The organism is Sporomusa sp., assembly GCF_035561255.1.
Classification (GTDB): Bacteria; Bacillota; Negativicutes; order Sporomusales; family Sporomusaceae; genus Sporomusa.
On record NZ_DATMXX010000167.1, the window covers coordinates 1 to 13481 of the forward strand.

11 protein-coding genes, 1 rRNA gene and 1 pseudogene are annotated in these 13481 nt (G+C 42.2%); 11 read left to right on the top strand and 2 right to left on the bottom strand.

The window, feature by feature from the left end; translation table 11 throughout:
- The 3 genes and pseudogenes from VN379_RS09605 to VN379_RS09615 form a co-directional block, all read left to right on the top strand.
- A partial coding sequence (locus VN379_RS09605) for a hypothetical protein (protein WP_325533199.1) occupies positions 1-254 on the top strand: 254 nt, incomplete at its 5' end.
- Positions 255-719: 465 nt separating this feature from the next.
- Positions 720-1820, top strand: coding sequence for a recombinase RecA (gene recA / locus VN379_RS09610; RefSeq protein WP_349255129.1), 1101 nt, complete (start codon positions 720-722; stop codon positions 1818-1820).
- Between the two features lie 877 nt (positions 1821-2697).
- Positions 2698-2929, top strand: a pseudogene (locus tag VN379_RS09615) (DNA recombination/repair protein RecA); the annotation flags it as partial.
- 20 nt (positions 2930-2949) lie between these two features.
- On the opposite strand, the gene VN379_RS09620 reads toward VN379_RS09615, so the two are convergent.
- Together VN379_RS09620 and VN379_RS09625 are read right to left on the bottom strand one after the other, a co-directional pair.
- Positions 2950-3117: a hypothetical protein gene (locus VN379_RS09620; protein WP_325533200.1), complete on the bottom strand. Its 168-nt coding sequence runs from the start codon at positions 3115-3117 to the stop codon at positions 2950-2952.
- Positions 3118-3198: 81 nt separating this feature from the next.
- Positions 3199-4344, bottom strand: coding sequence for an ATP-binding protein (locus VN379_RS09625; protein WP_325533201.1), 1146 nt, complete (start codon positions 4342-4344; stop codon positions 3199-3201).
- A 235-nt stretch (positions 4345-4579) separates the two neighbouring features.
- Here VN379_RS09625 and VN379_RS09630 point away from each other — a divergent pair, with 235 nt between their 5' ends.
- The 8 genes from VN379_RS09630 to VN379_RS09665 all read left to right on the top strand — a co-directional run.
- Complete coding sequence (locus VN379_RS09630) at positions 4580-4942, top strand: hypothetical protein (protein ID WP_325533202.1); 363 nt, start codon at positions 4580-4582, stop codon at positions 4940-4942.
- 267 nt (positions 4943-5209) lie between these two features.
- Complete coding sequence (locus VN379_RS09635; protein ID WP_325533203.1) at positions 5210-5746, top strand: CBO0543 family protein; 537 nt, start codon at positions 5210-5212, stop codon at positions 5744-5746.
- Positions 5747-5848: 102 nt separating this feature from the next.
- The gene (locus VN379_RS09640; RefSeq protein ID WP_325533205.1) at positions 5849-6490 is read left to right on the top strand and encodes a hypothetical protein; all 642 of its coding nucleotides are present in this window, start codon (positions 5849-5851) and stop codon (positions 6488-6490) included.
- Between the two features lie 57 nt (positions 6491-6547).
- A complete protein-coding gene (pdaB, locus tag VN379_RS09645; protein WP_325533207.1) occupies positions 6548-7288 on the top strand; it encodes a polysaccharide deacetylase family sporulation protein PdaB in 741 nt (246 codons plus the stop codon).
- 287 nt (positions 7289-7575) lie between these two features.
- Complete coding sequence (locus tag VN379_RS09650) at positions 7576-8436, top strand: menaquinone biosynthesis protein (protein ID WP_325533209.1); 861 nt, start codon at positions 7576-7578, stop codon at positions 8434-8436.
- A gap of 55 nt (positions 8437-8491) precedes the next feature.
- The gene (gene guaA, locus VN379_RS09655) at positions 8492-10012 is read left to right on the top strand and encodes a glutamine-hydrolyzing GMP synthase (RefSeq protein ID WP_325533215.1); all 1521 of its coding nucleotides are present in this window, start codon (positions 8492-8494) and stop codon (positions 10010-10012) included.
- 254 nt (positions 10013-10266) lie between these two features.
- A complete protein-coding gene (gene ppdK / locus VN379_RS09660) occupies positions 10267-12924 on the top strand; it encodes a pyruvate, phosphate dikinase (protein WP_325533211.1) in 2658 nt (885 codons plus the stop codon).
- Positions 12925-13344: 420 nt separating this feature from the next.
- Positions 13345-13481, top strand: a 16S ribosomal RNA gene (locus VN379_RS09665); the annotation flags it as partial.

Below are 13481 nucleotides of genomic sequence, written 5' to 3' on the forward strand. Positions count from 1 at the left end.
GCAATAAAGTATTAATAAATAGACTTCCTGTGAGTCAATTGGGACAATTAGATCCATCAGCGAGCAATTTATCAGATTTTGAAAAAATAAAACAAGAGGTTTGCTTACAAAGGGGAAATAATGATCTGAGACTTAAACAGCAAACAAACATAGAAGCCGCTCATAAAGTCAATGTTCAAGACATGATGGAAATATTAAAATCTTGTGTTGGTATTCCTAATCAAATAGATTGTGGACGGAAGTTAAAAAAATAATGCGGGCTTAGATATCATCATGGAAGACTTACTATTCACAAGTCTCACATGATCAAAGTGTTTTTTTACTCCAGCACAATACGAAAACGAGTACTACAAATCTGTTATGCAGCTGATTGACGCCAAAGCCGAGAGCGCTCAGGTCGATAGTAAGCCAATGGAACCGGGCGGCAAGGTAATTGCGGGAAATTATAAATTAATGCCTAATATTCCATATAAGGAGGCGGGATTATGGCACATATGCGTAATTTTCTTTATAAAAGGCCGGATACGGTAGAACCGTGGCCTTTGTGGGGTAGGTTATTGTTTTGGACGATCATGATGGGAGCAATAGTAGATTGGATATTGTAAATAGTTAAAGCCCCTGGCATTGTGTTGGGGGCTAATTTATTTTCTCTATTTACAGAACATTTGTTCCGTGATATATTAATACCAAACAAACGTTCTGAACGGAGGGGATTTATAATGGCAAATGACAAAACAAAGGATTTTGAAAAGAACCGGGAAATGGATAAGTCTAAGGCACTTGAAAACGCAATGCGCCAAATAGAAAAAGACTTTGGCGCTGGTGCTATTATGAAGCTTGGTGAAGCTGCCGCAAAAATGCATGTTGAGATTATTCCAACAGGCTCATTACCGCTAGATATCGCTCTTGGTGTCGGTGGCGTACCGCGTGGCCGGGTTGTAGAGATATTCGGACCGGAGTCGTCAGGTAAAACGACGGTAGCCCTACATATTATTGCTGAGGCGCAAAAATTAGATGGGATTGCAGCCTTTATTGATGCTGAACATGCCCTTGATCCTAGTTATGCAAAGAAGATCGGTGTTGATATTGACAACTTGCTAATTTCTCAGCCTGATAACGGGGAACAGGCTCTTGAGATTGCTGAGGCGCTGGTGCGCAGTTCAGCTGTTGACATTATTGTTATTGACTCTGTGGCGGCTCTGGTGCCTAAGAATGAAATTGACGGAGATATGGGAGACTCGCATGTTGGTCTACATGCCCGGTTGATGTCGCAAGCATTACGTAAGCTGACAGGTGTTATTAGTAAATCACGTACCACTGTTATTTTTATCAACCAGTTACGCGAAAAAGTGGGGGTTACTTGGGGTAATCCAGAAACAACAACAGGGGGCAGAGCTTTAAAGTTCTATGCATCAGTTCGTTTGGATGTGCGCAAAAAAGAAAGTCTAAAACAAGGTAATGATGTTGTTGGCTCTCGTACCAAAGTAAAGGTTGTAAAGAATAAAATTGCTCCACCGTTCAAGCAAGCTGAATTTGACATTATGTACGGTGAAGGCATTTCACGGGTTGGTAGCCTAATCGATTTGGGTGTCGAATTGAATGTTATAGATAAGAGTGGTTCATGGCTTTCTTATAAAGAGAATCGTTTAGGCCAAGGTCGAGAAAACGTTAAAACAATGCTCAAAGAAAACGGCGATGTTGCTAATGATATTGAAAAAGCAATACGAGACAAGATCGCTGGTGGAGTGGCGTTGCCCGTTGTTGCTTTTGTGGATGTCGATGTGGAGGAGGAAGAAAGATATGACTTGTCGGAAGAATAGTTTAATTTATCATTTGCATATATGTTAATGTAGGAATATTTAAATACGTTGGTCACAATTTTGCGCACGTAATCATTTTTTTCATCTATCAAACTCAAAAGATATAACAGTGTGTGAATTAAAAGATCAACGCTGGTTAATAAGATATGGCAACTAGCCCATTTGATGGGCGGCATGATGTAAGTAGTGCCAGAAGCCCCTGGTAAATAGGGGTTCTGCGCATCGCCCGGCAGCTAATGTTACCATTTTGTACCGAAACTAGAAAATAGAGGCTGTCCATAAGTTGATCACTTGTGGGCGGCCTCTTTTTCATGTTAAGCCAGTAAGGAGGTATGGGCATTTAAGGCGCAGAACCCCCTACTCGCAGTCATAGGCAAATGTTGAAAAAATAGCGTGGCTACCCTCTTAGGCCTTGTTCTGGGCTGTTTAAGAATAGGGCAAGCCCGCTTTTTCAGGATATTTGAGATAGTTGTTATGCACCCTAACCATTGATAAATTAGAACTTAGGCGTATCTAGTATTTAACCGTATCATTAGGGTACGGTTTTTTTGTGTTCGGACTACAAATAACAAGAATGGGTATAACAAATCATAGAGAGGGGGTGTAAAGTGACGCTAAACAAAAGAACTTCTTGAAGCAAGCCGATGATCAAATAGCGGTAAATCGGATTTGCTGGGAGTATTATGTTTAACGTTCACAATCAATCATGACAAAATGGGGTAAACTGACACTAATATCCACGGCGATACTTGCCACCGGCCTGATATTGCGAATGGCGTGGAATCTTGATAACATCCTTATCCTTTTAACTGGCATTCTGGTCGGTGTCTGCTTGACTGGTGCAGTCGTATGGTGGAGGTATCGGAATTGGTAACGTTATATTAACCAATTGCGTGGAAAAGTGGGTGTTACCTGAGGCAATCCAGAATCAACAACAGGGGAGCAGAGCCTTAAAGTTCTATACATCAGTTCGTTTGGATGTTCGCAAAATGGAGAGTTTAAAACAAAGGTATGTTTAAACAAGCCGAATCTGATATTATGTACGGTGAAGGCATTTCACGATAGGAAGCTTAGTTGACCTTGGGGTCAATTTGGAGGTTATAATAAAGAAGAGGTTTTAAATCAAGTGTTAGTTTTCAGAGATTCTTATGCTGTCTCTTAAAAATTTTATTATCTTTAGGCCGTCTTCTGTTAGAACAGTTCCAGTACCGTTACATGCATCACAATTCTTGTTATCTGTTTTTCCGCGACCAAGACATTTGGAACACTGTTTTTCCATTGTGAATTTTGTTTCCATTTGTAACCTCCTGCTTATTCTTTCATATTACTTATCGAGCTATTTTTCGAAAATCTAAATAAGGGAAATATAACAAATGTTTTAAAAGCTGTTGGCATTAAACCAAGTTTCTGCAAATTCTTCAGACCAGTCTTGGCGGCATGCTTGTAAGAAATAACGGATCAAAGGGATACACATTGTTTTGGGATCGGACAGGTCATCAACTTTGCCATCTATGCGAAATAGAGTTGCTCTATGTTCGATTTTTAACCTGTCGAAACCGTTTGTAGTCCATTGAATAGATGTTTCAGTGAGGTCAATAACCTCAAACCATAGTCTAATTGGCCCCCAGTACCCGAGGGTAGAATAAGTTTCGGAGTAAAAGCGCAAAGCTTTAGCCCAGTCATGAACTAACCATTTTAATTGGAATGGTTCCTGAGGCAATACATGAAACCCCATGCCATAAGTAATATCGCCGCTTTCATAAATCTTGATTCCAAAACTATAGTTTAATCCAGGGTTAATTCCCTCAAACCTATCGACGAATGGACGGAGTATGTTGCCGTTAAACCAATCAATGTAATGCGCAGAATTCAGTTGGTCACGATGGATAGATAAAGTATTGGCAATTTCTAAATTATTGATCATAGGCATGCAGGTGAGAAGAAATGACCCCCAAGGGGCAGGATCAAATAATATTTTTTCTAAATCGAGATAACGTTGCCGAATGCTGCTTTTCGCCAGTGCAGATACTGTATACATCTGCCGTATCTCTGGTTCAGTTAAAGGAACATTATCTTGATTACGGCGTGCGTAATAGTAGATACGCTTGTCCCAATTTATAGCGTGTGGTTTGATAGAGCTTTCGGGGACATAGGCTATTATATAATAACCACCTAGCTGGGCTTCAATTTTGTACAAATAGAATTGCAGCCCCGGGGCGATATTGGTTCTTAAGATCCGAGTTGCTTTGTCAATTAAATCTGGTTCACAGATAGGTGTCAATTCGGAAGCTATTGAACCAAGGTCAGGATGTTTTTCTTCTTGAATTCCGTATATGATCATACCGCCATTGCTATTTGCAAGGGATGTAATATCCTTCAATAATTCACGCCGTTCTTTAGGTGGCTCCAGGTTAAGCTCTCTCTTATAATCCAGGCGCTGGTTTTCCGGTATTCTTTCCGTACATAAAAGACGTAGGTCATTTTCATCCCAATTCTCCGGTGATTTGCTTATTGGTAATAACATGCGGTTAGCCTCCGTTAATTACTAAATTAAATACTGATTCTACAATAAATTCACTAAAACCTGTATACGCATTGACGAGTTATAACTTTCATATTTCCAACCAGCACCCGCAAAAGCAAGTGGAATTAATTTTATCCGGAACAGGCGGTTTTTTACTTTATCCCCAATGTTTTCTAAAGGAATTCAAAAAAACGGGTGTTACAATAAAAACATAATAACAAAAGGAAGTGTGTGTATGAAAATCGTCGCCAAAAAAGTAGTAATTTACTCAATGCTCGGCCTAATGCAAGTGGGTATGTTCTCATCGGTAGCCGCTGCAGCGCCAGGACCCTTACATAATGATAATTCACAACGAATAGCATATCTTGACCGTGATGACCGCCATGATCGTGACAATGACCGGAAGCATAAGCATGACGAACGCAAACGCCAGGAAAATGAACGCCATGAGCGTGAAATGAAACGGCGGCCCCATGAAAGCAACCGCGAATGGCGGGAGCGTCAAGAACATGAAAAAGACCGCCATGATAAGGCGCTGCGCGAAATTGCAGCATTTCTGATTGGCATTGCAATTGGCTCTGGGTCGTCAGATAATTAAAAGTGAAATTAAACCGCTCATCCTCAGGGTGAGCGGTTTAATTTTTTAATGAGTCCAGGTAGACAGATGGCGATATAACTGTCTGATGGTTGACAAGCAGGTGTAGTTGCTCTGTAATGCGGGGGAATTCTTTAGAGAACGATGATAATAGTCTATGGGAAACTGGGGATTATATTGTTATGATTGGGAATTCAGGATAATAATAGTTTGAGCGGATAGTTTTCTGGTTTTTTACAAACTAGAGAAGTGTCGCTTTGAGGGTAGATAATGTTGTTAATCTTGTTATTTAGGGTTTTACTACTTTCTTCATTTTTGATAACTGCATATAAAATAGGGGACTGGAAAAACCGGCAAAGATATTATCCAACAATTCTTTTCGTAATGGTTGTAAGTTTAGCCGAAAGTTTCGCGACCTATCATCATGTCTTATGGAACTATAACCCGGGCCTATTAGTCAAAACCCATACCACAGTGGAATTTCTCAATGCGTTTGTTTTACTGCCATCAGTTACATTCATTTTTCTTTCTAAATATCCATTCAATGGTACTAGGTTTTATCAATCGGGCTATATAACATTATGGGTCTTGATTTTCAGTAGTATAGAACTTATTGCCCATTACATAATAGGTAGCATTTCATACAAGAATGCATGGTCATGGTCAGCATCATTTATTTTGGATATTGCTTTGTTCTCAATTACACGGTTACACTATTCGAGACCGGTCTGGGCCTGGGTATTCAGCCTAATAGTTGCGATCACGGTTCTTATTGTGTTTGATTTTAGGTCTGGTGAATTTAAATAGAAATGATTGTAGGAGGTAGACAAACCCCCTTCCCTGTGAAGGGGTTTCCTTATATACTAATATTATATCAATTGGAAAACTTCAGTCTATGGAGGTATATGGGTGGAATACAAACATATCGAACAAAGTCGCTTACCGGCCTGCACCCTTGATGGAATACTATTTAACAAAATATGGGAAATATTTAACCAAGACGGAGAATTCCTCTGGCATGCTGCTGTTGGCACCGGTGATGACCTTCTGGGCAAGAAGGAAGAGCGGTCAACACGGACTGTTCAAAGCCTGGAGGAATTGATTACCCTTGCTAAAACATTGCCTCATATTGATCAGCTATCCCTGACAATCGAGGTACCGGACAAAGGCACGATGGCCCTGGCACTCAAAAATTTTGTTCCTATCAGTGGCAAGATTATCGTCACCGGGCAGAATGAGGAGTGGGTAAATGAGCGATTTGATGCCTGTTTTGCATTATTCACTGACAGAAAGAAGGATTTTAACACCCTGCTCTATACTCGACTGGGTTTTGGGATCGTCCAAACAGCCATCCCGCTTAGCAGTATGTTTGTTATTGTTATGGTGGCAGCGGGCTTGCTTATCCCCACTGAAATCAGGCATAGTCAGTGGTTGTGGTGGATAACTGCAGCTACTGTTGTTATTACACTACGCCTGGCTTATACGGTATCAGATAAACTTATTCTGTATTGTATGGCAAACTACCCCTATATAAAGTGGCAAGAGCAATAGCATAATCGCCCTGCCTGATGCATACATACTATTGTAGCTGCGGAAGGAGGGGGACATATGATTATCAACTTGCGCCGCCTGTTTAATCACCGGAACATCTTTTACAGTATCATCGGCCTATTTGCGATATCGGCTATGTATGTACAAGTGACTGACGTAATTGCCGGCGGTCCAATGGCTATTGCCGGGACTCGTACTGACCAAAAGGTAATAGCGCTTACATTTGACCATTCTTGGGGCAATAAGTTTACACCGTCGATTTTAGATACATTACAGAAAAATAATATTAAATCGACATTTTTTATTATGGGACCATGGGCTACGAAGTTTCCGGAAGTAGCCCAGCGTATTGCAAAAGACGGGCATGAGGTTGCAAGCCATGGTTACCGTCACGAAAACTATGGTGACATGTCGCCTGAGTGGGTAAAAGAAGATATTACGAAAGCCCATGCTCAGATTAAAGAGGTAACCGGTGTCGAGCCCCGGCTACTGCGTCCGCCTAACGGCCACTATAACCAGAAATCGTTAAAAGCTACAGATGAGCTTGGTTACAAAACCATTATCTGGAATGTCGATTCACTGGATTGGAAGAACCCTGGACGGGACGTTATTGTCGAGCGTGTAATGAAACGGATAAAACCTGGTGCGATTATTCTCATGCATGCGTCCGATACTCCTGTCCAAACGGCTGAAGCATTACCTATTCTTATCGAGCGGATTAAGGCAGAAGGATATACTTTTGTTACTGTTGGCGAACTGTTAGAAAAGTATAGTGATAAAGGAATACAAAGACATTAATAACTAGGTCAGGACTAAGAGTGAAGTTGCTATGCGTCTGCTGCAATACCTGGTGGCAAACCAGTGACATTGCGAGTGGGGTGAAGCAATTTTACTCTTTTATATTTATTTATCATATCTGCAGGAATTTGGCGATATATAGCGAAACTGATATGATTGCATAAAGTTCCAGGCTAATGCCGATAACTAAAATTACAGGCAGCTGCTGAGTGTGTGTACATAATGTAAGGCAGTTGCCTGGCGATTCCGGTAGGGAAGCCGCTTAAAAATATTTCGTGGAGCAGACAATGATACAAGAGAAGCAAGTCAGATTAGGTCATATTGATTTTATAAATTGTCTGCCGTTAGCTTATGGTCTTAGGCAGGGTGGCTTTGGGCAGGGGCTTGATATTATAGCCGGCACACCATCGATGCTGAACCAACTAATCATTGAAGGTCAACTGGATGTAAGTCCGGTGTCATCAATTGTGTATGCAAATAATAGTGATAAGCTACTAATCTTACCTGATGTATCAATCAGCGCTCATGGCTTTTTGCAAAGTATTCTTCTGGTTTCCAAGCGGCCAATTAATGAGCTTAAGGGTGCTCGCGTAGCGCTGACAGCAAAATCGGCCACCTCACAGGCTCTGCTTAAAATCATTATGGAAAACGCCTATCAGGTTGCACCTGAGTATTTTGTCAGCTCAGCCACACGTCAAAGTGAAGCGCTGACAGACGCAGAAGCTGTGCTCTTTATTGGTGATGATGCCTTGTATACATATCATAATCAGGCGACTGACTGTTATTATTATGATATGGGCCAAGAATGGCACAAACTTACCGGACAATCTATGGTATACGCTTTATGGGCGGTAAGAAAAGAGTTTGCTGCCGAAAAACCGGAGCTGCTTCGGATGGTGTATGAGCGGATTGCCGGTGCTTTCGCTTACGGTCTTAAGCATCTGTTGCCAGCTGCCACCACGCTGGGCAGTAAAGTATCATTTACCACTAAACAAATCACAACTTATTTACAGCTGCTAAATTATCGGTTGACACCAGACCAGCAGGCAGCACTTGTTACTTACTATCAACTAGCCTATGGCTTACGCCTTATTGAGTATGTGCCCAGTCTGAACTTTGCCAATGTAGGTGTTATGAATAAGCCTTAATCCAAATAGCGCTATTTAGAGGAGGATTCCACACGTGACGACAGGAAACCAAGAGATGATTTTGATTATGGATTTTGGCGGCCAATACAGTCAGCTAATTGCCCGACGAATCCGTGAATGCGGGGTTTATTGCGAAATAGTCCCTTTTAATACCAGCATTGATAAGATCCGGCAGATGGCACCTAAAGGTATTGTTTTTTCCGGCGGTCCATCAAGTGTATATGGTGAAGACGCACCTAAATGTGACCCACAGGTATTTGAGATTAATTTACCGGTTTTGGGGATTTGTTATGGGATGCAGCTCACCGCCCAGACTTTAGGCGGCAAAGTAGCGCATGCTACTTCACGCGAATATGGTAATACCCGCCTGTATGTTGATAAAAATGATGGCGTATTTGCTGAAATCAATGCTGAAACTCAAGTGTGGATGAGCCATGGTGACTATATCGCCGAACCACCTGCCGGCTTTTCTATTACCGCCCATACTAACAGCACTCCGGTGGCTGCTATGGAAAATAGCAGCAGAGGTATTTACGGTGTGCAGTTTCACCCGGAGGTAGTCCATACCCCTGAGGGGATGAGAATGCTTAAGAACTTTTTGTTCAACATTTGCAGATGTAACGGCGAGTGGAATATGGGATCTTTTGTGGATCAGGCTATTGCTAAGATTAAGGCGCAAGTAGGCAACAAGCGTGTACTGTGCGCATTAAGCGGCGGGGTAGATTCCTCTGTTGCAGCGGTATTAGTGCATCGGGCAATTGGTGATCAATTGACCTGTGTGTTTGTTAATCATGGCTTCTTACGTAAGGGTGAGGCTGAGCAGGTTGTTAAAACCTTCCGTGATGGCTTTAAAATGAATTTAGTATATGTCGACGCTGTTGACCGCTTTATGGCTCGTCTGAACGGCATTACTGAACCAGAGCAAAAACGTAAGATTATTGGTGAAGAATTTATTCGTGTGTTTGAGGTTGAATCTGCTAAATTAGGTGATATCGACTATCTGGTACAGGGCACACTGTACCCTGATGTTATTGAAAGCGGTACAGCGACTGCTGCTGTAATTAAGAGTCACCATAACGTAGGCGGCTTGCCTGAAGATATGAAGTTTGAATTAATCGAACCGCTGAGAGACTTATTTAAGGATGAAGTTCGTGCTTTGGGTCTGGAAATCGACCTGACTGAAGATATTGTTTATCGCCAACCGTTTCCTGGTCCTGGCCTGGCGATAAGAATTATTGGCGAAATTACTGAAGAACGTCTGGAGATTCTCCGTGAAGCAGATTCCATTGTCTATCAGGAGATTAAACTTGCCGGCTTGTATCGCAAGGTTTGGCAGTCGTTCGCTGTATTGCCGGCGATGAAAAGCGTTGGTGTTATGGGGGATGAACGGACATATGCGTATACAGTTGGCCTTAGAATTGTTGAAAGTGAAGATGGCATGACGGCTGACTGGGTGCGCCTGCCGTACGAAGTCCTTGATGCAATCTCGCGGCGCATTGTTAATGAAGTCAAAGGTGTAAACCGGATTGTTTACGATATTACCTCCAAACCACCCTCGACAATTGAATGGGAATAAAGTAAGTGTTGTAAAAGTTATGGATGGTGGTCAGCTATCCATAACTTTTTTTTGCTAATTAGAAGGAGAATAATTATATGTGTGGAATAAAGTATTATTAGAGTATGCTATATACTCTGCGATTGGCTAAATAGTATATGTTATATAATTATTGCTGATGATGGAGTAACCCTTAGATATTTTATTGATTAACTAAGTATAATAATCAGAAGAATTTGGGCGATTAAGTATTTTATTGGAAAGGGTAGTGAAGAATGGCTAAATTTGTTTATTTATTTAAAGAGGGCAAGGCTGATATGAAAGCCCTATTAGGTGGTAAAGGGGCCAACCTGGCAGAAATGACCAATATTGGTTTGCCTGTACCGCCGGGAATGACCATTACTACTGAGGCTTGTACCGAATACTATCGTCTGGAGCGTAGATTGCCTGAAGGATTGATGGATGAGGTTCAACGTAATTTAAGCGTTGTTGAGGAACAAGCAGGTAAGAAGTTTGGTGATCTGGCTAATCCGCTGTTGGTATCGGTGCGCTCAGGTGCGATGTTCTCAATGCCGGGGATGATGGATACTATCTTGAACCTAGGGCTTAATGAACAAACTGTTCAGTCGGTCGCCAGAAATACCGGCAATCTTCGTTTTGCTTATGATGCCTATCGACGTTTTATTCAAATGTTTAGCGATGTTGTATTGGAAATTCCTAAATATGATTTTGAAGATTTGCTGCATAACCAAAAAGAAGCCCAAGGTGTAAAATACGATCAGGACCTTACTGCTGAATCGTTACGGATAATTATTGATAACTATAAAAAATTAGTAGTTGATCGAACTGGCCGTCCTTTCCCCGAGAACCCACTTGACCAGCTGACATTGTCGGTTGAGGCAGTATTCCGTTCCTGGAATAATGACCGGGCTATAATCTATCGCAATCTGAATAAGATTGATCATGATTTGGGAACCGCAGTTAACATTCAATCAATGGTCTTTGGCAATATGGGCAATGATTCAGGTACCGGCGTTGCTTTTACCCGCAATCCTTCAACAGGTGAAAACGTATTATATGGTGAGTTTTTGACGAATGCCCAAGGTGAGGATGTAGTCGCTGGCATTCGTACTCCCCGGCCGATTGCTCAGTTAAAAGATGAAATGCCAGAGCTGTACAACGAGTTTGTCAGGATTGCCAGGCTTTTAGAGAATCACTATAAAAATATGCAGGATATTGAATTTACTATTGAACGTGGACGCCTGTATATACTCCAGACCCGAAACGGTAAGCGGACGGCTCAGGCGAGTGTACGTGTTGCTTATGAGCTGGCTCAGGAAGGCCTGATAACCAAGCAACAGGCATTGCTGCTGGTAGATCCGGGGCAGCTTGATCAATTATTGCACAGGCAGATTGACAGCCAGGCTGAGCTTAATGTTATTGCCCAAGGATTGCCGGCATCGCCAGGTGCTGCTTCAGGTCAGGTGGTATTTGACTCCGATGATGCTGAACGCTTGGCTAAGGCAGGTAAAAAAGTAGTGCTGGTGCGCACGGAAACTACTCCTGACGATATTCATGGCATTGTTGCTGCTCAGGGGATATTGACAAGCCGCGGCGGAATGACGAGTCATGCAGCCGTAGTTGCCCGGGGAATGGGTAAACCATGCGTCTGTGGTTGTGAGGCCATTCGTATCGATTATATTAAAGCCGAGTTTAGTGTCGGTTCTATTGTAATTAAACAAGGTGAACTTATCTCGATCGACGGTGCAACCGGGCGGGTAATATTAGGTCAGGTGCCAATGAAGGATCCGGAAATTTCAGCTGAATATACAACCTTGCTAACCTGGGCTGATGAAGTAAAATACCTTGGTATACGTGCCAACGCTGATACCCCGGAAGATGCAAAAAAAGCGCGCGAGTTTGGGGCAACAGGTATTGGTTTGGTCAGAACAGAGCATATGTTTATGGGGCAGGACCGGTTGCCGTATGTACAACAAATGATTCTGGCTGAGACATTGGAAACAAGACAAGAGGCACTGACTTATCTATTACCCATGCAAGAGGGGGACTTTTACGGTATTCTGCAAGCAATGGCCGGATATCCGGTAACTATACGCCTGCTGGACCCACCGTTGCATGAATTCCTTCCCAGCCTAGAGGAACTACTGATAGAAACCACTGAACTGAGAGTAACAGGACACAACCCTGCCCTGCTGGATGAAAAATTACTATTACTGAAAAAAGTGCGAAGCCTGCACGAATTCAATCCGATGTTAGGTCATCGCGGTTGCCGCTTGGGAATCACATTCCCGGAAGTTTATGAAATGCAGATGCAAGCCATTTTTAATGCTACAGCAAGACTAACACAAGAAGGATTAGAAGTTTTGCCAGAGGTTGAGATTCCACTGACTATTGATGTGAATGAAATGAAATTCTTTAAAAAGAGAATCGATGATATTGCTGCAGCTACGATGGCAAGCTATAATGTTAAGTTCCATTATTCAGTAGGAACAATGATTGAAATGCCACGGGCATGCGTTATCGCTGACGAGCTGGCAGAATACTGTGATTTCTTTAGTTTTGGTACTAATGATCTAACGCAAACGACCTTTGGCTTTAGCCGGGATGATGCGGAAGGAAAATTCTTACCCCACTATCTCGAAAGAAAAATCCTCAAAGAGAACCCTTTTATTGTTATAGATCGTAAAGGTGTTGGGGCGCTCATGGAAATGGCAGTGCAGCGCGGGCGTAAAACTAAGCCTGATCTAGAAATCGGCATTTGCGGTGAGCACGGCGGTGAGCCAGCCTCAATCGCGTTTTGTCACCAGGTTGGGTTAAACTATGTTAGCTGCTCCCCTTACCGGGTGCCTATTGCCAGGTTAGCTGCTGCCCAAGCCGCAATTAGTGAAGGCGAGATTATTGGAACCAGATAGTATTGTTTCAAATAATAACATTACCTCCGGGTGCGCATTCTGTGCATCCGGAGGTATATTATTACCAGCAATTACAAATAATAAGCTTATTGACATCGCGTTAAGTTATGTGATATTATGAGTAAGTCGCTAAATTGTGCGACAAAATATTCCAAAATAATGGATTTATATTACCATTTGATTTCTGAAAAATATGTTGACACGTTAGAATAAACGTGATAACATATAAAAGCTGTCAAATCAGCAACAATGCGGATGCGACAAGCGAACGTTCCCTGAAAACTGAACAATGTAGAGTAATGCATCATAAAAATGCCAGATGTGCGATGTGCTGCTTGCAGCACAAGCAACAAACAAGATTTGATTGATAATGAGCCGATAAACGGCTCCAATATAAGTAGTCCTAGTGACTGCGAAAATTTATTGGAGAGTTTGATCCTGGCTCAGGACGAACGCTGGCGGCGTGCCTAACACATGCAAGTCGAACGGAGTAAGTAGCAATACTTACTTAGTGGCGAACGGGTGAGTAACGCGTAGACAACCTGCCTCTAAACTGG

Excerpts from the sequence above, each read along its gene's own strand:
- VN379_RS09625 (WP_325533201.1), bottom strand. The coding sequence starts at position 4,344 with ATGTTATTACCAATAAGCAAATCACCGGAGAATTGGGATGAAAATGAC.
- ppdK (WP_325533211.1), top strand. The coding sequence starts at position 10,267 with ATGGCTAAATTTGTTTATTTATTTAAAGAGGGCAAGGCTGATATGAAA.
- VN379_RS09650 (WP_325533209.1), top strand. The coding sequence starts at position 7,576 with ATGATACAAGAGAAGCAAGTCAGATTAGGTCATATTGATTTTATAAAT.
- recA (WP_349255129.1), top strand. The coding sequence starts at position 720 with ATGGCAAATGACAAAACAAAGGATTTTGAAAAGAACCGGGAAATGGAT.
- VN379_RS09630 (WP_325533202.1), top strand. The coding sequence starts at position 4,580 with ATGAAAATCGTCGCCAAAAAAGTAGTAATTTACTCAATGCTCGGCCTA.
- VN379_RS09620 (WP_325533200.1), bottom strand. The coding sequence starts at position 3,117 with ATGGAAACAAAATTCACAATGGAAAAACAGTGTTCCAAATGTCTTGGT.
- guaA (WP_325533215.1), top strand. The coding sequence starts at position 8,492 with ATGATTTTGATTATGGATTTTGGCGGCCAATACAGTCAGCTAATTGCC.
- pdaB (WP_325533207.1), top strand. The coding sequence starts at position 6,548 with ATGATTATCAACTTGCGCCGCCTGTTTAATCACCGGAACATCTTTTAC.
- VN379_RS09635 (WP_325533203.1), top strand. The coding sequence starts at position 5,210 with ATGTTGTTAATCTTGTTATTTAGGGTTTTACTACTTTCTTCATTTTTG.